20 protein-coding genes, 3 tRNA genes and 1 other RNA gene are annotated in these 20874 nt (G+C 42.5%); 10 read left to right on the top strand and 14 right to left on the bottom strand.

Annotated elements, in window-relative coordinates:
• Positions 1–224 precede the first annotated feature (224 nt).
• Genes BROSI_RS10435 through BROSI_RS10425 form a run of 3 tightly spaced genes read left to right on the top strand, consistent with a single transcriptional unit; the run spans position 225 to position 2789 of the window.
• Complete coding sequence (locus tag BROSI_RS10435; protein WP_261338851.1) at positions 225–1040, top strand: J domain-containing protein; 816 nt, start codon at positions 225–227, stop codon at positions 1038–1040.
• A gap of 11 nt (positions 1041–1051) precedes the next feature.
• Positions 1052–1957: a phosphoribosylaminoimidazolesuccinocarboxamide synthase gene (locus BROSI_RS10430; RefSeq protein WP_052563743.1), complete on the top strand. Its 906-nt coding sequence runs from the start codon at positions 1052–1054 to the stop codon at positions 1955–1957.
• Between the two features lie 22 nt (positions 1958–1979).
• The gene (locus BROSI_RS10425) at positions 1980–2789 is read left to right on the top strand and encodes an inositol monophosphatase family protein (RefSeq protein ID WP_052563742.1); all 810 of its coding nucleotides are present in this window, start codon (positions 1980–1982) and stop codon (positions 2787–2789) included.
• 129 nt (positions 2790–2918) lie between these two features.
• On the opposite strand, the gene pssA is transcribed toward BROSI_RS10425, so the two are convergent.
• The 14 genes from pssA to radC all read right to left on the bottom strand — a co-directional run bounded on the left by pssA (position 2919) and on the right by radC (position 12998).
• Positions 2919–3650: a CDP-diacylglycerol--serine O-phosphatidyltransferase gene (gene pssA, locus BROSI_RS10420; RefSeq protein WP_157842480.1), complete on the bottom strand. Its 732-nt coding sequence runs from the start codon at positions 3648–3650 to the stop codon at positions 2919–2921.
• A 317-nt stretch (positions 3651–3967) separates the two neighbouring features.
• Positions 3968–4621 (bottom strand): CYTH domain-containing protein, encoded by a 654-nt coding sequence (locus BROSI_RS10415; RefSeq protein ID WP_157842479.1) that lies wholly within the window; start codon positions 4619–4621, stop codon positions 3968–3970.
• Between the two features lie 23 nt (positions 4622–4644).
• A complete protein-coding gene (locus BROSI_RS10410) occupies positions 4645–6225 on the bottom strand; it encodes an N-acyl-D-amino-acid deacylase family protein (protein WP_052563737.1) in 1581 nt (526 codons plus the stop codon).
• 74 nt (positions 6226–6299) lie between these two features.
• Positions 6300–6509, bottom strand: coding sequence for a hypothetical protein (locus BROSI_RS10405; RefSeq protein ID WP_052563735.1), 210 nt, complete (start codon positions 6507–6509; stop codon positions 6300–6302).
• Positions 6510–7949 carry an RNA polymerase factor sigma-54 gene (rpoN, locus tag BROSI_RS10400; RefSeq protein ID WP_082059163.1) on the bottom strand — a complete coding sequence of 480 codons (1440 nt, stop codon included), beginning with the start codon at positions 7947–7949 and terminating at the stop codon, positions 6510–6512.
• 28 nt (positions 7950–7977) lie between these two features.
• The gene (gene recR / locus BROSI_RS10395; protein WP_082059162.1) at positions 7978–8586 is read right to left on the bottom strand and encodes a recombination mediator RecR; all 609 of its coding nucleotides are present in this window, start codon (positions 8584–8586) and stop codon (positions 7978–7980) included.
• Between the two features lie 44 nt (positions 8587–8630).
• Complete coding sequence (locus BROSI_RS10390) at positions 8631–8981, bottom strand: YbaB/EbfC family nucleoid-associated protein (protein WP_052563733.1); 351 nt, start codon at positions 8979–8981, stop codon at positions 8631–8633.
• A 19-nt stretch (positions 8982–9000) separates the two neighbouring features.
• On the bottom strand, positions 9001–10668 hold the full coding sequence (gene dnaX, locus BROSI_RS10385) for a DNA polymerase III subunit gamma/tau (RefSeq protein ID WP_052563731.1): 1668 nt from the start codon (positions 10666–10668) through the stop codon (positions 9001–9003).
• Positions 10669–10827: 159 nt separating this feature from the next.
• Positions 10828–11094: signal recognition particle sRNA large type (gene ffs, locus BROSI_RS19110), an RNA gene on the bottom strand.
• Positions 11095–11110: 16 nt separating this feature from the next.
• Positions 11111–11203: transfer RNA gene (locus BROSI_RS10380), tRNA-Ser, on the bottom strand.
• Between the two features lie 182 nt (positions 11204–11385).
• Positions 11386–11477: transfer RNA gene (locus tag BROSI_RS10375), tRNA-Ser, on the bottom strand.
• A 60-nt stretch (positions 11478–11537) separates the two neighbouring features.
• A complete protein-coding gene (gene tadA / locus BROSI_RS10370) occupies positions 11538–12008 on the bottom strand; it encodes a tRNA adenosine(34) deaminase TadA (RefSeq protein WP_052563728.1) in 471 nt (156 codons plus the stop codon).
• A 41-nt stretch (positions 12009–12049) separates the two neighbouring features.
• Positions 12050–12123, bottom strand: a tRNA-Arg gene (locus tag BROSI_RS10365).
• Positions 12124–12299: 176 nt separating this feature from the next.
• Positions 12300–12998 (bottom strand): RadC family protein, encoded by a 699-nt coding sequence (gene radC, locus BROSI_RS10360; RefSeq protein WP_052565780.1) that lies wholly within the window; start codon positions 12996–12998, stop codon positions 12300–12302.
• A gap of 217 nt (positions 12999–13215) precedes the next feature.
• Between radC and BROSI_RS10355 the strand changes: the two genes are divergently transcribed.
• The 7 genes from BROSI_RS10355 (at position 13216) to BROSI_RS10325 (ending at position 20829) form a co-directional block, all read left to right on the top strand.
• Positions 13216–13782, top strand: coding sequence for a DUF2284 domain-containing protein (locus tag BROSI_RS10355; protein ID WP_052563726.1), 567 nt, complete (start codon positions 13216–13218; stop codon positions 13780–13782).
• A 21-nt stretch (positions 13783–13803) separates the two neighbouring features.
• Entirely contained in the window at positions 13804–14121 is a 318-nt protein-coding gene (locus BROSI_RS10350; RefSeq protein WP_082059161.1) for a phasin family protein, read from the top strand.
• 3 nt (positions 14122–14124) lie between these two features.
• On the top strand, positions 14125–15816 hold the full coding sequence (locus BROSI_RS10345; RefSeq protein ID WP_052563723.1) for an ABC1 kinase family protein: 1692 nt from the start codon (positions 14125–14127) through the stop codon (positions 15814–15816).
• 48 nt (positions 15817–15864) lie between these two features.
• Entirely contained in the window at positions 15865–17592 is a 1728-nt protein-coding gene (locus BROSI_RS10340) for a site-specific DNA-methyltransferase (RefSeq protein ID WP_052563722.1), read from the top strand.
• A 73-nt stretch (positions 17593–17665) separates the two neighbouring features.
• Positions 17666–17875: a hypothetical protein gene (locus BROSI_RS19855; RefSeq protein ID WP_052563720.1), complete on the top strand. Its 210-nt coding sequence runs from the start codon at positions 17666–17668 to the stop codon at positions 17873–17875.
• On the top strand, positions 17856–18287 hold the full coding sequence (locus tag BROSI_RS10330; protein WP_052563718.1) for a type II toxin-antitoxin system VapC family toxin: 432 nt from the start codon (positions 17856–17858) through the stop codon (positions 18285–18287). Before BROSI_RS19855 ends, BROSI_RS10330 begins: the two co-directional genes overlap by 20 nt.
• A gap of 7 nt (positions 18288–18294) precedes the next feature.
• Positions 18295–20829 carry a DEAD/DEAH box helicase gene (locus BROSI_RS10325; RefSeq protein ID WP_052563716.1) on the top strand — a complete coding sequence of 845 codons (2535 nt, stop codon included), beginning with the start codon at positions 18295–18297 and terminating at the stop codon, positions 20827–20829.
• Positions 20830–20874: the final 45 nt, after the last annotated feature.

Below are 20874 nucleotides of genomic sequence, written 5' to 3'. Positions count from 1 at the left end.
CAAAACTATTGACAGGTGACAAAATAGCTGATAGCATAACTTCATTAATTCGTCTACCGTCTATCTTCGTATCAAACCCTATTTGGGCATTGTGGCTTATAAAAGGGTTGAAATGTAGCACCAACCCTTATAGTCAGGATTGGGAGGTGGTAAACACATGCTACAGATAGTATGGATATTTTCTCATAAAACGTCTCGTTATTACTTCACTATAGACATTAATCGTGGTAAATTATTACGACATCCTCGAAGTTCATCAAGAAGTAAGTGTGGAAGAGATAAAACGCTCGTTTCGAACGCTTATCAAAAAATATCACCCCGATATACACAGCCGGAATAAGCTATGGGCTGAATCAAAAACCAAGATTATTATACAAGCATATAAGACGCTCTCTGATTCTGTAACACGCGAACAATACGATAAGCAATACAAACATCTCTTCCAGACAAGGAAAAAATCAAGTTTCTCTAAAAAAGAAACAACGCTAGACAGTGATATTCAAGCGCGCATACGTGTTATTTTCTTTGACCTCCTGGAAGGTCATTCAAATAGTGCCATCGATAATTACGAACGTCTCTTACAAGATTTTGATGCTATTGATTTTTTTTCGTACTTAAATCACCGGGACTATATCGACTGCAAATTTTTATTGGCTGAGGCTTATGAAAAACTCAAAAGATACGATGTTGCCATCGAACTTTACGAATTTATCCTGGAAAGGGGAAAAGGTTCTACCAACCGCAGACATTTGCTCCACGAGATTAAAGAACGGATAAGAAACATCTATTGCCGTAACCTGGCAAGAACCGCTCCTCCTGAAAAGGCTCTGGGCTATTACGAAAAGGTGCTGAAGCTCAATTTATATAAAAACGAAAATGCCTTTATTTACAAAAAAATGGCCGAGTGCTTTCTTAAAATGGAAGAATATGAAAATGCCTTAAAACACCTGAATATTGCCTTGTCGTTAAAACCAAACCTTCAAGGCGCAAATAAACTTAAGACAAAACTCAAACTACATATTACAGACTTTGCCATATAAAACTATAACCGATGAACAAAAAAACCATTCCCATCCTTACCACGAACATACCACAACTCAAATTATGCAACCGTGGCAAGGTACGGGACATTTATGAAATTAATGACACCTTATTAATCATTGCCACAGACCGTATCTCGGCATTCGATGTAGTTCTGCCAAACGGTATTCCATACAAAGGGAAGGTACTCACCGGACTTTCTGAATTTTGGTTCAAATACACCTCTGACATTATCGAGAACCACCTTATTACCACCCAGATTGAGAAAATGAACAACGACGTTATTGCGAGACAAAAAGACATCCTGCAGGGTCGTTCCATGCTCGTGAAGAAGGTGGCTGTCATCCCGGTAGAGTGCATCATTCGGGGTTATTTAGCCGGTTCTGGCTGGAAAGAATACCAGAAGACCCAGTCAATTTGTGGGATAAAATTGCCTGCCGGACTGAAAGAATCTGACAAGCTGCCTGAACCCATTTTTACCCCTTCTACCAAGGCAACAACAGGACACGATGAGAATATCCCCTTTTCAAGGGTTATCGATATGGTTGGCAAAAAACTCGCCGAAGAGTTGAAAGAAAAGAGCATGAAAATTTATCTCAAGGCAAGCGACTATGCAAGAGACAAAGGCATTATCATCTGTGACACCAAGTTTGAATGGGGTGTCACAAAAGATAACAAGACAATACTGATTGATGAGGCGCTCACCCCGGATTCATCACGCTTTTGGCCACAAGAAGGTTATGAGCCGGGAAAACCACAACACTCTTACGATAAGCAGTTTATCCGCGATTATCTCGAGAGCATCTATTGGGACAAGAAACCGCCGGCGCCAGCCCTTCCCCCTGACATCATCCAAAAAACTTCTGAAAAATACCTCAGTGCCTATAATGCACTCACGGGAAAAAGCCTTATCTGAAAAACGTCTTTTCATTAGAAGAATGACAACAAATCCACATGATTTAAATACATATCTTGAAGTTGCAAGGGAGGCCGCCCTTCACGCCGGCGTTATTTTAAAAGAACATTTTGGGAAAGTGTGCCCCTCAATGATCGACGAAAAGGCCAAAAACGATTACGTCACTGATGTTGATAAAAAATCTGAGGAAATTATCAAAGGCCATATTAAATCTCATTTTAACAACCATGGCATCTTAGCAGAAGAATCTTTGGAAGAAAAAAATACTTCCGCCTTTTTATGGATTATCGATCCCCTGGACGGCACTTTAAATTATATCCACGGCCTGCCGAATTTTGCAATCTCAATTGCCTTAGAAATCGAGGGGAATCTGGCAGTTGGCCTCATCTACGATCCTCTCAGGGAAAACACTTATTCTGCAATGAAGGGACATGGATCTTTTAAAAATAACAAACGCATCCAGGTCTCCCACTCCAAAACACTGAACACCTCGTTGATTGCAACCGGTTTTCCTTATAGAATAAAAGACATTATTGACCCCTATCTTAAGGTATTTAAAGATTTTTTCATGTGTGCCACCGGTATCAGAAGGGGAGGTTCAGCCTGTCTCGACCTTGCGTATACGGCAGAGGATATTTTTGGAGGGTTTTTTGAATGTGCCCTGTCGCCATGGGACATGGCTGCAGGTGCACTTCTGGTAGAAGAGGCAGGTGGTATGGTCACAGATTTTAAAGGCAATGATCAATATCTAAAAACCGGTAACATCATTGCAGGTTCCAAAGGAGTTCATCATGAGATGCTGGAAATTATTCAAAAAACCTTTAAGAAGTGAGTAGCTATTTAAGGTATTATGGATCTTAAACACATCGCAAAAAGAACGGAACCGTTATTCATCGCCATCCTCTCATGACCACAGACCTGTACTGCACCCATGCTGAGTGGGCACGATAAAAATAAAAGTTTATGTTGTAGAGTATCCCTTGTTCAGATGTTTGCCTTTTACCACTCCATACATCGCACATATGATCAGATAACAGCTTAATACCGTTGATAGCGCCAATTCCGGGGTAATTACAAAGAATAAAATGGCCGCAGAAAATTCTAATACCATGGCCCAAATACCCTGCCGAAAACCGATTTTGCTTGTAATATTAAAAAACGGAACTTTGCTGACCATAAACAAGCCTAGTACAAACGTAACAATGGGCAAAAGTATAGCAACTACATTCGGTCCAAATCTTGTTTGCACAAAATGATTAAGAATAACGAGCTGTGCAATCGTCCCCCCCGAAAGCGTGGTGGGTAATCCCGTGAAAAAATGTTTTGGTATATTTACACCATCTTCCTTTTGTACGTTAAATCTTGCCAACCGGAAAGCGGCGCACATCATAAAAAACAAGCCAATGCCCCACAAAAAGATAACCGGGAAATTGTCGCACGTCTTAATCATAAGAACGGCTGGCGCAATGCCGAATGTTACCAAATCTGCCATGGAATCCAACTGAGCTCCCGTCTTGCTGGTGCTCTTCATCATACGGGCAAGTCTTCCGTCAAAGGCATCTAATGCCATGGCAACCACAATCAACCATGCGGCAAGTTCAAACTTCTGATTTGAAACACATAGTACCGAAACAAAACCGCATATAATATTCCCCATAGTTACCATGGTGGGTAACATTTTTTTTATTTCCAAAGTAAACCTCCAGTTAAAGTTAGATACATGATACAAGATTCTCTTACCTGCATACAAAACAACAAATAATGTGCCTAACATACAGAAAAAGTAGTTTTTGTATTAGTTCCACAAAGTCTTGCTATATCAAGCTTTATGATATGACAAGAAACGGAATAAAACAAGGTATCGGATCGTATTACTGAAATTGCAGTATAATTACTGCGCCTATTAAGCATAAATACTGCAGTGCAGAGAAACCGTAACGAATACTTCCTTAGAAAGATTTTTGAGTCATTCTGCTGTTATCGTACTATTTCCCTTGTGGAGTTCAGGGCTCAGGCTTGTGTTCCAACCAGCATCAGCCCTGTTTTGTATTTTGAGTCGACGGCGGGTTGCAATTTTAACTGATTTTGCAGGCTATCGGTGACTTGTTTGAGCTGTTCAAATCGCCCGTTTACTAGTTCTGCTTCGATTTCCCGATACTGTTTTTGGCCCTTGTGTCCACGAAATGTTACTTCATCGAGGGACAACTCTGCCTTAAATCCTTCGTTACCATGAATTGTTGCGGTATAACGCAGTGTCTTTATTACCAATACCTTTCTTAATGTTTGCCCACAGAGGTTCAGGGCATCGATGATTGATGGTGGGATCGTTAGTTTTTTCTCTTCACTCCAGAGTTTTATTTCGTCGCGAGAAAGTATCCATTCATGTTCCTTACGTTCGAAGATGGCGCCTTGCTGATTTTTAGACAATTTGCAGGCTCCCACATAGTCTTCACCCCTTTGACGGATGCGCAGGCCAATATCGGAATTGAGGAGTGTATATCGTGGTGTATCAAAGTAGACATCCGTCTGAAAACACGGTTTTTCTTTGGCGTATTGGAAACCAAGGGTTTTTACAACATACAGAAGGATATCCAAGCCAAGTCCATCAGGACAAATAAACTTTGCCTCAATTTCCGTCTTGAATCTGTTATCGTGGAAATCCACATTCATTCGTCGGCGAATAGTTACTATATTTTTCGCAATATACGTCCATTCGTTGTGCCATTGTGCCTACCATTACTTACGGTAATCTTTCCATTTACTATCACGTATTCTATCCCTTCCGAATATTGATGGGGCTCCGTAAATGTGCTTTTATCAGTAATCTTTTCAGGATGAAAAATGGTTATGTCTGCAAAATATCCCTCTCTTATCAAACCTCTTCTAGCCAACCCGACTTTTTGTGCAGGCAGACCCGTCATCTTCTGGATAGCCTTTTCCACGGAAAGGACTTTCTCTTCCCGGCAAAATCTTCCCAAAACACGGGAAAAAGTTCCATAGCTCCGTGGATGAGGTTTGCCTTCACTCAGGATCCCTTCCCTGGCGCGCAGAGAACTATCAGATCCAATAAATACAAAATCCCAGAGCAGTATCCTCTCCAGATTTTCTTCGCACATACTGAACAAAAAAATATCTACCCTGGTATCTTCATCTATAAGCAAATCAAAAATAGTTTCTAGAGGGGGCTTATTGAGATCCTTTGCAATCTCTGAGATTGTTTTCCCTTCCATCCACTTATTTTTATCATAGCAGACAGATGAAATCATGAGTCCATTCCAGAAAGTATCATCGTACTCCCGGGATACTTCCTTTGCAATGTGCTTTCGGGTATTTGCATCTTTTAATCGCTGGATTTGTTTTTCGGCACCACCTTCATAGACCCAATTTGGCAGGACCACGTCCAGATCGGTAGCAGCTGCAATATAGGGATAACGATCGCAGGTAACATCAATCCCTTCGCCAATAGCATGCTCAATAATCGTTTTTATGTCTTCGATCTTATGCCAGTTTCGGTTTCCAGATGTCTTAAGGTGAGATACCTGCAATCTGACCCCCGAGCGTTTTGACACTTCAATTGCCTCTGTAAGGGCATCTTCAAGCAAATCACCTTCATTCCGAATATGGGTTGTATAAAAGCCGCCATATTTCTCAATTACCCTGCACATTTCCGTAATCTCCCCTGTCGTTGCATAACATCCCGGCGGATAGATCAGGCCGCTGGACATGCCAAACGCCCCGGACTGCATGGCTTCTTCCAGATCTTTCTTCATGTAAACTAATTCATACGGATCAGGCCTTCTGTTTTCATATTCAATGACACATGCCCTGATATTCCCATGGCCAACAAGGAATGCCCTGTTGATAGAACTTTTACCTTTTTCCGCTACCTCGTAAAACTCTGCAGCCGATTGCCAGGCAGGAACAATGCCATATTTTGCTAACCCCTGGGTTCGTCTCTCCAACATCTTCCCGCGCAATGGAAAGGCGGACAGACCACAGTTTCCGCAAATCTCCGTAGTTACGCCATCGAGTATTTTGCTGTCACTTTCCGGGCGAACAAGCCACAAAAAATCACTGTGGGAATGGATATCAACAAATCCTGGGGCAACAATCATCCCTTTTGCATAAACGGTAGGACACCCGTTGTCGGGAATATACGGATCCAAAAGGGTAATCGTATCTTGCCTGATGCCAATATCCAGATTTTGCCCGGCCATACCTGTGCCATCGATTACCGTTCCATTTTTTATTATGAGATCAAAATCCATTATCGCCCTATCGGGATTAAGGAATAGATATGCTTTATTGACAGCGGGTGAATAGTGATTTCACTTTTGAGACGTTATTTTTCTTCTATCAGTGGAGAAGGCTCATCCAATCCCAGCACCCTGTCGATGTCCCGGTGTGCAGCATCGATATCTTTCTTCATAGTATCGTCGTGTCTTTTGCTGTGATACTTATCGGTGGGAGAGCAGCTGGCCGAACACCAGAGAACCGCCACACTTATAATAAAAAAGAGGATATTTGTCAGGGAAGTTTTTTGCTTTATCAATTAATATTCCCTCCTCTGTCTTGATGATGGTATTTTCATAATCCGTCTATATTTTGTCACCGTTCTCCTGGCGATGGCGATACCGGATGCATGTAATTTTTCAGCGACTTCTTCATCGCTCAATGGATTTGCTTTATTTTCTTTTGCAACAATCTCGGCAAGCTTCTGCCTTATCGCTTCCCATGATTCCATTGACCCGTCTACATTCTGAAAACCTCCCGTAAAGAAGAATTTCATTTCGAATATGCCCTGCGGTGTCTGAATATACTTATGCGCAATGGCACGGCTTACCGTTGAAACGTGTACGCCAACAACATCTGCAACATCTTGCATCTTGAGCGTCCGAAGACGATGGATTCCCTCATCAAGAAAATCCTTTTGTAACTCTACTATTTTAGAGGCTACCTTATATAACGTACTCCGTCTCTGTTCAATAGCATCAATGAGCCATTTCGCCGATTCAATTTTCTTTTGTATATACTGGCGCGTCGATGTGTCAGTGCCATTCTCATTCAAAAATTTCCTATAAAAAGAACTGATATGTAAATGAGGCAGATTGGTGTTGTCAATAAGAAATACCTCGTATTTCCCATCAATATATTCTACTTTTACTTCTGGAACTACATACGGAATAGTCTCATCACAAAAAAGAGAACCAGGCTTGGGGTTCAACGTACGTATAAACTCCACTTGTCTCTTTATCACCTCCAGGCTGTATCCGGTCTTTTTTGCTATGAGGGGATATTTCTTCATTTCGATATCTTCCAGGTGATTGAGGAGTAGTTCCTTTGTCAGTTGATAATTTGGGTCCCGTTTGTCCAGTTGGAGCATTAAACATTCTTGCAGGTTCCTGGCGCCAACACCGGGCGGTTCCAATGTCTGAATAATCTTCAATGCATCCTTGACTTCTTCCAGAGAAAGAGGTTTTTCAAGGGATTGCATAATTTCTTCTAACGGACTAGCCAAATATCCGGATTTGTCTATTGAATAAATGGTATTTTCACATACCTCTACGAGATGATCCGGAATATCAATTAATGACAACTGTCCCATTAAATAATCATGAAGGGACATCGGCTTGGCTGCCGTGTTCTCTAATGCTTCCTGCTTTTGATCACGTTCTTCCGAAACGTTATTTCGTCGTACTGTTGTTTGTGAATAGTAATCACGCCAATCTTCGGCAATCTCGCCCAATTTATCAATTTCATCGACTTTCTCATTATCTTCGGCAACCTGAACTACATCATCCCCCTCTTTGGGATTTTCGTCTTTCTTCTCATCCAACACCTCTTCAAGCACAGGATTATCTACCATCTCTTGCTGTATATGCTCAACAAGGGCCAATAACGGTAACTGTAAAATCTCAATTGATTGGATGATTTGGGGAGACAATTTCAGCTTTTGTTGAAGCTGCGGTAATAAGGATGATTGCATTTTCATGAAACATCACCTTCCATAAAAAACGAACTTAAACTCCTAACATCTCACTTCTACCACTGATGGCATCGGCAACAATCGCCGTATTTGCATATTCAAGATAACTTCCCGTTGGCAATCCACGCGCAAGCCTTGTAATCCGAACACCTAAGACATACAATTGTTTATGAATATACAAAGCAGTTGCATCTCCTTCCATATTGAGATTCGTAGCCAAAAGAACTTCTTTCACGTGATCCGCCTTCACTCGCTGCAAAAGTTTTTCAATTGTCAGAGATTCGGGGTGAATACCCTCCAATGGAGAAATATGCCCCTGGAGTACATGGTAAAGGCCATGGTATTTCCCCGTCTTTTCTATCGTCAGAAAGTCCGCAAGTTGTTCAACGACACAAATCACAGATCTGTCTCTCGACATATCACTACAAATGTGACACGGATCATTTTCTGAAACATTGAAACAGACCGAACACGTCTTGGCATGTTTCTTTACATCACGGATGGCGTAGGCAAGCTGCATAGCTTCTTCTGCCGGTAGTTTTAAGATATGGCACGCAAGGCGTTCTGCCGTTTTCTGTCCTATACCAGGCATCTTGCCGAATTCATCGATAAGTTTTATCACGGATTGCGGATACGCATTCAAAACAAAAAACCTCTTAAATCACTCTTTTTAATCATTTCCGTCGCTTACATACCACCAAACAATCCCTGCATTCCGGGCATATTCAGCCCTCCGGTAACTTTTCCCATCTCAGACTGGTATAACTCCTGTGATTTCTTAAGTGCTTGTGAAATAGCAGAAAGAATCAGGTCTTCGAGCATCTGTACGTCTTTCGGATCTACCACCTCCGGGTCGATCTTGATAGAGAGAATCTCCTGCTTGCCATTCATGTGCACAGTGACCATTCCACCACCGGAACTGGCCTCTACAACACGTTCCTTCAAATCATTTTGAATCTCTTCCATCTGCTTTTGCATTTTTTGCGCCTGTTTTTGTGCCTGTTTCATCATTTCTGCAATATTACCAAAACCTTTCATCGCATTGACCTCCTCTCTCTTATTTATTAACCTTAACGACGTGCCCACCAAAAAGGTCCAGGGTCTTTTTTACTGCAGGCTCAGAAAGTAGCGAATCGACCGGCTGCAGATGAGAAGATTCATGCCCCGAGGATACATCCGTTTTTCTTTTTTCAGGACTTCCATTTTTGGATACTACAAGTTTTAGCCTCACGTCTCTCTGCACTACCTCTTTGGCACACTGTTCGATAAGTTTCTTTTCTTCGGTTTGATCAAGTTTTTCTTTGTGAAATGAGCAATTACCGGGAAATTCGATGCTTATTTCCCCGTCCTTGAACCCAACACATCGGCCTTCTTTCAAAAGCGCCCAGGTTGACTTTTTTTTGCTCTGAACCATGAGCAGCACCTTCCCCCAAACACTTTTTTCATCACTCAGGTTCTCGAAATCATTACCTTTAGCCGCTGCCGTATGATATTCCTCTGATACTGATTCCAACACCATTTGCTGAGCAACAGATTTTTGAACCGGCGCTATTTCTTCATTTTTCCTCCCTGGCACACTATCGCAACGCACAAGTCTATCTTCCAATGATGCAATCTTTTCTACAATTTCATTCAACAAACCAACAGATTCCATCCGGCACAACTTAATTACAGCCATTTCCAGCAAAATACGCTGCAAGAGGGAGTCTGTCGTACGCATCTTCGAATCCGAAAGGATTTGGACCATATACACCAGGGTATCACAAGAAAAAGATTTTCCATGTCGTCGCACAAAAGAGGCATTAAACTCAAACCACGTTGCCTCTTGACCACAGGAAGAAAAGATCAAAAGATCCCTGACGCACGAGAGCAACTGGTCAATAAATTCCCCCGGCGTCTTTCCTTCAGTTAAAACCTCATCCACAATCCTCAAGGCAGAGGATACATCCTTTTTGGCAAAGCTGTCGAACATACCATGGATCTTGTCTTCATCAATACAACCCAAAACAAAATTTACATCTTCCGGCGAAATCCTGTCCTTGCAAAATGAAAGGAGTTGGTCCAAAACCGACTGAGAATCCCGCAACCCACCCCTGGCATATCTTGCAATCATGTGAATGGCAGCGGGTTCGACCAGCACACCTTCAGCCTTGCAGATATCCAAAAGCCGCTTTTCAATATCGTGGATGGAAATATTTTTAAAATCGAACCGCTGGCATCGGGACTGCACAGTTTCAGGAAGGCGATTGGCTGCTGTTGTAGCAAAAATAAACTTGACGTGTGACGGTGGTTCTTCGAGAGTCTTCAGGAGTGCGTTAAAAGCCTCACGGGTAAGCATATGAACTTCATCGATGATATAAATTTTATAACGAGCCCGGGACGGAGCATAGCCGACGTTTTGCCGGATATTTCGCACCTCATCGATCCCCCGGTTGGAAGCGCCATCAATTTCTAAAACATCAATATCATTCCCATCGGAGATGCCTCGGCAAATATCACAGATATTGCAGGGTGTATCCGTAGGTCCGTGTTGGCAGTTTAGCGCCTTTGACAGTATCCGTGCCATCGAAGTCTTCCCCACCCCGCGGGGTCCTGCCAGCAAATAGGCATGGGCAACTCTGTTGGAGCGGATAGCATTCCTGAGAGTTGTTACGATGGGCTCTTGCCCAACCAGATCCTCAAAGGTTTGAGGGCGATATCTGCGGGCTAATACAACATACGACATTAACGGTCACCTCGATAACCACATCAAATACAACGTTCATTAATGCATCAATTATACGTTTCCCTTTACCTTATAGCAATACACTTTCTTCCGCCACTTATTCAGCAAGCCAAAATCAAAAAAAGGCAGCAATATTATTATAAAGAATTGTAGAAAAGGCCGTGCACTTTTTTTTGTTCCCATTTCCATTAGCTTATCCATGCAGTAAGCTCAGGCCAGACTGGCTCACGGCACATAAGGATCAATGCTTATGGCTGCTTGCTTCCGCATCTGACCAGGTTCACATAATCTCTTATTGCATGAGATCCGGCCCTCATCACCACTTACATTGATAAAGCAAATAGTCGTGAGCCCTCGAAAAAGCGATCGACCCTGCTATAGCGGGTTGCAGGTTACAGGGAACCGCTAGCTCCCCATCTAGCACGGCCAATTACAACAAAACTGGCGGAGAGGGCGGGAGTCGAACCCGCGATACCGATTTTGTCGGTATACGCGCTTTCCAAGCGCGCTCATTCGGCCACTCTGACACCTCTCCAATTATTAACTTTGTTTAAAAATATTAAAAAAGCATATATCAAGGATAATTGCTTAACAAAAATATAGTAGCCTATTCAGTAAAATTTACGATTTACGATTTTGGATTCATGAAATCGTAAATCTGAAATCGCAACTTGTAAATCATGACCTTGTTCCTGTCTACCCTGTCAATGGGTGTTCTGGCGGAGAGGGTGGGATTCGAACCCACGTCCCGCTGTTATGCGAGAAACGGTTTTCGAGACCGTCCCGATCAACCACTCTGGCACCTCTCCCCTCTCGTGGTTCAAACGGCTTAAACAGATTTACCGGTTTAAGCCGTTTAAATAGATAAGTTACTTAGTACGACAGTTTTCCAAAAAGAACTTCTGCAACAAACACTTACACTCGTTGGCAAGGATATTGGGTATAACTTCCAAACGGTGGTTAAACCTGGGCTCCTGAACAAGATTCATCACTGATGAGCATGCCCCAGCCTTTTTATCTACAGTCCCGTAAACAAGCGTACCAACCCTTGACTGTACTAATGCTCCGGCGCACATTGCACAAGGTTCCAGGGTAACATAGATCGTTGTCCTGGTCAAACGCCAGTTCTGCAAATAGGCGGCTGCCTGAGTTATTGCTATCATTTCGGCATGGGCAGTTGGGTCATTGAGCATTTCACGTTGGTTATGTGCCCTGGCTATAATACGGTTTTCACAAACAATTACGGCCCCCACAGGCACCTCGTCCTTCTCCACAGCCTTTTCTGCCTCAACAATAGCCTGTCTCATGAAATATTCGTGTGCATCGGTAGTTTCAAACATCTTTGGAATTATCCATATTAGCCGTTGAATGAAATTTAAAACGCGCCCAGGAGGATTTGAACCTCCAACCTCCGGATTCGTAGTCCGTGACTCTATCCAATTGAGCTATGGGCGCTAACAATAATTGTTTCATTTGCCAGTAACCAATCTATTCCATAGAAAAAACACATCTTTGCAAAACAGCGGATTCTTGAGCAAATTGCATTTACAAGCAAAGGATTAATGCTATTGGTGGAGGCGTGCACATCGATAAGCGACAGAAAACAAGTATAAGCATATCAAAAGTCATTGTCAAGACATAATCCCCTTGTCCTTAAAACTCACAAAACACTCGTTTCCGATGATGATATGGTCCAAAACCCTTATGCCAACAATATTTCCTGCCTCTAACAACCGTTGGGTTATCTGGATGTCTTCTTTGCTTGGTTCCGGGTCACCGGAGGGATGATTGTGTACAAAGACTACTGAAGCCGCAGATTCCTTAATTGCAGGATTGAATACCTCTCTTGGGTGGACGATGCTGGATGTCAGGCTGCCGGAAGAAATAGTTAATTCTTTCATAATACGGTTTTTATTATCCAGCAAAACAATCAAAAAGATTTCTTGTTTCCTTCCCCGCAAACGTTCATGGAAATGACCAAAAATATCGTTACTGCATTTAAATTGCTGGAGGGGTTTTACCGAAATGGTAGAAAAACGTTTTGCAATGGCCAAAGACGCCTTGATCTGGGCAGCACGCGCCGGGCCTATTCCTTTTATTTTGCACAATTCACCGACAGAAGCCAAACTCAGCCTTCGAAAGTCCCCATATTCAGAGAGAAGCTTTTTGGCTAAATCAACTGCGCTGTAATTTGTAGTACCATCACGGATGATGATTCCTAAAAGTTCCGCGTCTGTCAGGTGTTCATCACCACTTTGAATGAGCCTTTCCCGGGGTCTTTCATGGGTGGGAAGCTGTTTGATCGTAGGATGTTTCTTCTCTTCCTTCATCACCATGTCATAATGCCACATCAGTGGCATACCAAAATCATGAAGTAGTTTATTTTCAGATAGCTAATTCTATTTTCCTGACAGGATTATACCGTATGAATTGCCCCTGTCAATAAAATGTCCTTGCGTGCGTTTTCCGGAAAAAAGATTTGATTAAACACCTCGCCTTGTTTATAGTAACACTGGATACAAGAATGACCCTTTAGGAGGTTTACCTATGCACACCCAGGATTCGGCAATGCCTGAAATTCAAGCCGTTCTTCCATCACTTCAGTCCTCTAACGATTTGTGTAATGTATTGATCAAAAAAGCAATAGAACTCGGTTGCGAGCAGGCAGTCATTATTCATCCCAACACAATTACCGTTGGACGATGGGTTCAATTGAAATGCAAATACGGATGTGAAGAATACGGAAAAAAACTCACCTGTCCCCCCCACTCACCATCGCATGAAGAGACGAAAGAAATTCTCAGGGAATATAATAAGGCATTACTTCTCCATGGGCACCTGAGCTGGCAGATGCGCTACATTACCGCTGAGGTTGAAAAAATGGCATTTTCCATGGGATTTTATAAAGCCTTTGGACTCGGAGCCGGTCCTTGCAAATTGTGTGAAAATTGCGAAACCACTGCATCATGTGTTCGCACCATGGAAGCCAGACCTTCCATGGAGGCGTGCGGCATCGATGTCTATCAGACAGCAAGAAATCATAACTTAAAAATAGAAACGCTGAAAAACAACAACGAAGAGGCCAATATATACGGCCTGGTCTTACTGGAATAAATTTATTATGGAGGAAAAATCATGATGACAGATATCATCGGTAAGGTAATCAACCTCGGTTTTGGCGCACTGATTGTAACGAAAGAGAATATTGAGGAACTCATTGATGAAATGGTAAAAAAAGGGGAAATCAAGAAGGATGAAGCAAAGGCACAGGTAAATGAGCTACTGAAAAGAGTGTCATCAAGCAAACAGGAAATTGAATCTAAGATTGAAAAGATTGTGGAAAATGCGCTCCACAAGCTGGATATACCCACACGAAAAGAACTTCAACAAATGCAGAAAAAACTTGAGGAGATCATAAAGAGATTGGAATCAAGAGAAGACCAGACAGAGTAATATATGCAACTCCGAAAAATCGGCCAAAAGATCCGGGATATACGCCGTTTCAATCAAATTCTCAGGATATTGACCAAACATGGTTTTGGTTTTGCCATCCAGCAACTTCATTTAGAAGAGCATATCATTGGCAGGGGCATTATCAAAACCCGGATATTACGCCGTTTTACAGAGCCTCTGGAATCAAGGGCTGTCCGCCTCAGGAAGGTATTGGAAGAACTCGGCCCTACATTCATAAAATTTGGGCAAATCCTGAGTGTCCGACCAGACCTGATTCCTTTAGACCTCTGCAATGAACTGAGCAAACTCCAGGACAGCGTCCCTCCCTTTAGTTACGAAAACGCCAGAAAGCAGATAAAGGACTCCTTTGGAAGGTATCCGGAAGAATTATTTGTCTCATTTGATCCATCTCCCCTGGCAGCTGCCTCCCTGGGACAGGTACATCGGGCGCAACTCAAGACGGGTGAAAACGTCGTCGTAAAGGTGCAACGACCCGATATCCGTAAAATGATCGAAACGGATATAGATATTCTTTATGCCTTGGCCCAACTAGCCAGCCGGTACATGCAGGATGTCAAATTTTTTAATCCGGTTGGTATCGTTGATGAATTTTCCAGGGTCATAACAAAGGAGATAGATTTTACCTACGAAGCGCATAATATTGATAAATTTCGCAAAAACTTTAAGGACAGCACCACCGTCCATATCCCCAGGGTCTTTTGGGATTATACCAAACCCAGGGTCATTACCATAGAAGAAATCATTGGCATCCGGCTGAATGATTACATAAACCAACCTCATACAACCGAAGAAAAAAAGGCCGTTGCCGCAAATGGCGCCAATGCCGTCCTGCAACAGATATTCGTTGACGGATTCTTCCATGCTGATCCTCATCCGGGAAATATTTTCATCCTGTCTGACAACGCAGCCGCTTTTGTGGATTTTGGGATTGTGGGCAGGCTTGATGAAGAAGCACGTAATGCCATCGTAAGCCTCCTGATTGCTGCGTCCATGAAAAATATCAATGGTATCTTAAAGGCGCTGGCAATGCTGGGAGCCTTCGTCGAGGAAGAGGAATCCGTACGGGAATTCAAACACGATGTCAGCGATTTTTTGGAAAGGTACTACGATATCCCTTTAAAGCAGGTCGAAATCTCCACAATCCTGCCCCAGGCAGTCGATTTAATGACACGGCACAAATTAAAGATACCACCACAATTCCATATCTTAATCAAGGCCCTCGCTACTATGGATGGTGTCGCCAGGCAGCTAGACCCGGAATTTAACACCATCGCCCACACAAGACCATTTGTAGAAAAACTTGTCCATGAAAGGCACGACCCGAAACGCATATTTAAAGACGCGACCCTGTATTCTTCGGAACTCCTGGATATCCTGAAGATAATTCCAAAAGATGCATATGAAATTGTAAAAAAGATAAAAAGAGGAAACTTAAAGATCGAATTTGAGCACCAGGGACTGTCAAAATTCATAGCTGAAATGGACAAATCAAGCAACCGGATTTCATTTAGCCTTGTCATCTCCGCCCTGATTATCGGCTCCTCCCTTATTATTATGGCCAATAGAGGTCCCATGGTATATGGCTTTCCCGTGCTGGGTATACTGGGATTTGTCTTCGCGGGTATTCTCGGATTGGGACTGGCAATAGGAGTTTTACGATCAGGGCGTTTGTAAGGTGTAAAAACCCGGATGCGCTGAATTTAGTGGGAGGAAAAGAATTTTATGCCAACCTTGCAATTTAAAGGGAAAAATATCATCTGGAATCACCATCTCTCCGTGCCTTATCACACACTTGAGGAAGTTTCAAAACTGAACTTCCAGCCTGAGAAATCAAACGGCAATCTCATTATCGAAGGCGATAATTTACTGGCATTGAAAGCCCTATTGCCGATGTATGCAGGCAAGGTGAAAGTCGTCTGCATTGATCCGCCGTATAATACTGGCAATGATGTGGCTGAGGGGAAAAGCTGGGTATACAACGATAATGTTAATAGCCCACTGTTGAAGGATTGGTTAGGAAAAGAAGTTGCTCGTGATGACCTAACTCGCCATGATAAATGGCTCTGCATGATGATGCCGCGATTGAAACTACTAAGGGATTTGCTTGATGACAACGGTGCTATTTTTATAACTATCGATGACAATGAATACTCAAACCTCAAGGCCTTAATGGATGAAATATTTGGAGAAGAGAATTTTGTTGCTAACGTTGTATGGCAAGCAAGAAAATCTGTGCAAAATGATACCGATATAAGTGTAAACCATAATTATGTCTTGATATATGCAAAGAATCGTCGACAGGAAGAGAGACGACTTAAAGAAAGTAATGCAGAAAAATGGGATGCTATACCTGGCTTTGTGCTTAAGCCACTTTTATTGGATAAATCGAAGTTTAGCAATCCAGATAATGATCCAAGGGGGTTATGGAAAGCTGACCCATTCGATGCTCCCGGCATCAGAGATAATTTAATGTATGCTATTGTTAATCCCATTACAGGGGAAAAGTTCTTGCCTCCCAAAGGGCGCCATTGGCGTACCGAGGAAGATAATTATGTAAAATGGTTAAAAGAAAAACGAATTGTATTTGGTAAAAAGGGAACAAGCGGGCCTCAATTAAAGGTTTTCTGGGATGATAAAAAAGAATTTGGTGAGATTGAAATATCCTGGTGGGGCGACTGTTCCGCCGAAGCGTATATTGAAGATGGTATTGATTATGAAACAGCATGTGAATGGACAACATACGGTACGACGACTGCTGGGTCAAAATTATTACAATCCTTATTTGATTCAGAAAAAGTGTTTAATAATCCAAAACCTATAGAATTGCTTCGTCATATTATGAAGCTTGCTGCTGGAAAAGACGCCCTCATCCTCGACTCCTTCTCCGGCTCCGGCACTACTGGTCATGCGGTTATGGACTTGAACAAGGAAGACGGCGGCAATCGCAGGTTTATCCTTGTCCAGATGACTGAGGCAACGGAAAATGAGCCAAACAAAAATATCTGTAAAGACATCACCCGTGAGCGGATTAAGAGGGCGATTGAGAAATACAGCTATGACAGCGGATTTCAGTATCTCCGTGTGGGACAACCTTTGGATGCAGAGACATTGCTTGAAGGCAAACTGCCCGATTACAAGACCTTTGCAAGGTACGTATATTATCTCTGCACGGGTGAAAACCTGAAGGACGAGAAAAAGATAAGCGAGAAAAAATTCTTTGCGGGTGATTTCGGCAATCAGGCGATTTATCTGATTTACAAACAGGACTATGAGGCATTGACCAGAATGGCGCTTAATCTTGAGGTTGCCGAAAGGATTACTGCCGAACAGCCCAACAAGAAGCGGATTGTTTATGCCCCTGCCTGCTTTCTTGACGAAGAATACATGGAATCCAATCAGATTGAGTTCGTAAACATACCGTATAACCTTTTCCAGAGGGGTAACGTGTAAAATAAACCCCGTATAATATAAAATTGACAATGTGTATGGCTCTCATATAAAATACACATGGAGGTAATTAAAAATGACACATGCTTTAAAAATGAGAAAACAGTTCATCCTTGACCCTGAAAAAATAAAAACAGTAAAAAAAATAATGAAAGCAAAGACAGACACAGAAGCCATTGACAGGGCTATGGATATCGTCATAGCGGACAGCAAAATAAGGAATGTCCTCATGGCAATCAAAGGCAAGGGGTCTATCAAAGACATCTATGGCAGATGCAAGAATTAAGGCAATTCTGGACACATCCATTTATATTCCTTTCGTAAACGGCGGCGTTGTTCATCCTAGTCTGGAGATTGATATAGGAAAACCAGTAATCTATTTAAGCACTGTGGTTATTGCCGAACTCTATGCAGGGGCATTTGATAATCAATCTATTAAACTCCTTGATAAGTTGTATAAGGCTTTTTATGACACACAAAGGATTGTTACCCCAACATCAAACGATTGGCAAACTACGGGCAAGGTTGTTGCTAAACTTGGAGGAAAATACGGCTTCGAAAATATATTTTTGTCACGGATACAGAATGACGTCCTTATTGCCCTTTCCGCAAAGCAGGTCGGAGCGTCTGTTATTACAAATAACGCAAAGGATTTTTTAAGGGTAAAAGAATTCGTGAATTTCAAACTGATCGCATAATGAAAACATGTTCCTCAAAAACTATCAAATAAAGGTTGTCGGCGAATTAAAGAGATTTTTACAGACTGCAAGAGAAACCAAGGACGCCATTGAAACCGCCAGAAAAGCCCTGCCTGAAAACCTGTGGCATACACTGAACTGGGTACAAAGCACGTTTAGCAATTTGCATAAACCATACAATGACAGTTGTGTTAACGGTTTTGGCAATTATTATCCTAGAATTTGCATCAAAGTCCCGACCGGCGGCGGCAAAACACTCCTTGCCGTTGAGGCCATCAGGGAATACAAAAACCTCTTTGCCCGGAAACGCACAGGGCTTGTGGTGTGGATTGTCCCAAGCGAAATTATTTATACGCAGACCGTCAAAAAACTGAGAGACAAAGGTAATTATCTCAGGCAACTGCTTGACCAGTGCAGCGGGGGCAAGACCCTTATTCTTGAGAAGGGACAGAGGCTTACCACACAGGATATTGAAGAAAACCTTGTGGTGTTGTTTGTCATGATTCAGTCAGTCAGCCGCAGGAATGCAAGAGAGGCATTGAAGGTGTTTCAGGACAGCGGCGGTTACGAGAGTTTCTTCCCGCCCGACAACAGATATGACCTGCATAAACAGATTATCGAGTGCGTTCCAAATCTTGACGTGATTTCCGGCGCGAAGTCTGTTTTTCCTCAAATCATAACAAGCCTCGGAAACGCCATACGATGTTCAAAGCCGTTTATCATTATTGACGAAATACACAAGGTGTTTTCAGAACAGGCGCGAAAGACAATTGACAATCTGAATCCTGAAATGGTGCTTGGGTTGTCGGCGACACCAAAGGAAGAAATGAATATTCTGGTAAAGATAACCGGACTGGAGTTAAAAGACGAGGAGATGATAAAGCTCGACCTGCACATCTTTCCGCCTGCAAGCAATCTTGAGAATGACTGGAAGACAATGCTGAATGAAGTAAAAACCCATCGTGAGAGGCTTGAGAAAAAGGCAAGTGCGTTGAAACAGGGCAAGGGCATTTATATACGCCCTATTGCATTAATACAGGTGGAAGCGACGGGGAACGACCAGAGGGGAAGGGGCAGGGTGCACAGCCTTGACGCAAAAGAACATCTGACAGAGCTTGGCATCAATCCAGATGAAATTGCAATAAAGACCAGCGCACAGAACGATATTGAAGATGTTGACCTGTTTTCAGAAGACTGCCCTGTCCGTTATATTATTACCAAAGAGGCATTGAGAGAGGGCTGGGATTGTTCTTTTGCATACATACTGGGGATTATTCCGAATGTTGGCTCAAATACAGGTGTCACTCAGTTGGTCGGCAGGATTTTACGGCAGCCTAACGCAAAAAAGACAGGGATAAAGGATTTGGACGAGAGTTATGCCTATTATGTAAGGGATGATTCGGGACAAATACTGGACAGGGTTGCGGCAGGATTTAAGAATGAAGGACTGGAAGACCTTGTCGGCAATATAAAGAAGACTGACCACGAAGACCTTAAACCCAAAACCGTGAAGATAAAGAAAGTTTTTAAGGACAAATACGCCAACACCTTTTATCTCCCTGTATGGCTGATGATTGAAAGCGAAAAGGAGAAGAGGAGATTTAATTATGCGCTGCATATAAAGCCGCGTCTTGATTTTTCAAGACTTGCACTGAAAGAGGAGTTCATAAAGGATTTAAAACAGTCGCTCAGCGGGGAAAGAAGGGAAAGGACTGCCTTTGCGGTAACGCTTGATGACAAAAGCAGGACAACACATACGGCTGAGAAACTATCCGCAGATGCAGAAAATAACGTTAATATAAGCTACATGACGAGACGTTTTACCGAGATTGTTGAAAATCCCTTTCTTGCAAGAACATTGGCGGATAACTGCCTGAAAACTATTGCAGAAAGAATCGGAAGGAAAAACCTTCAGGAACATTTCAGCTTCGTTGTTTCTTGGGTTGTAAAACATCTGACTGAAGAAAAAGCAAGGCAGGAGGAGTGGGTTTTTCTTGATTACATTGAGAATAAAAAACTCTTGCTTGCTGTTTCTGATGATGAAACCATAGGATACAGAGTCCCCGAAACCGATACTATAACCGTTTCGCGTTTTCCTAATACCTTTCAATATTATCTGTTTGAGGACGTAGAACTGGAAACTATGAACAATCTTGAGAAAAAGGTGGGGCAGATATTGGACAATCAGGCTAAGATATTGTGGTGGTTTAGAAATAAGGCGAACAAGGGCAAGGGATGGTACGCAATTCAGGGATGGAAGGAGCATAAAATCAGACCTGACTTTGTTGCCGCCAAAAAGAAAGGGAAAGACGGATTTGAAATCCTTTATGTGATCGAGAGCAAAGGCGAGCATTTATCCGGAAATCCGGACACACAATATAAGAAGTCGGTATTAGAGTTGATGACAGAACAGCATAGAGAAAAGAAGATTTGTACATACCACCAGATGAAATTGCCTTTTATGACGATTAATGAGGAAGCAGAATTTTATCTTGTTGAGGAAGGAAAGGAGGACGAGACACTGAGGAATTTAATGAGGTGATGTATATTTTAAGACTTAAAAACACATGCATATCAACAGAAAACG

Source organism: Candidatus Brocadia sinica JPN1, assembly GCF_000949635.1.
Classification (GTDB): domain Bacteria; phylum Planctomycetota; class Brocadiia; order Brocadiales; family Brocadiaceae; genus Brocadia; species Brocadia sinica.
Note: the sequence above shows the minus strand (reverse complement) of the source record. Positions and strands in the feature narration are given on the sequence as shown.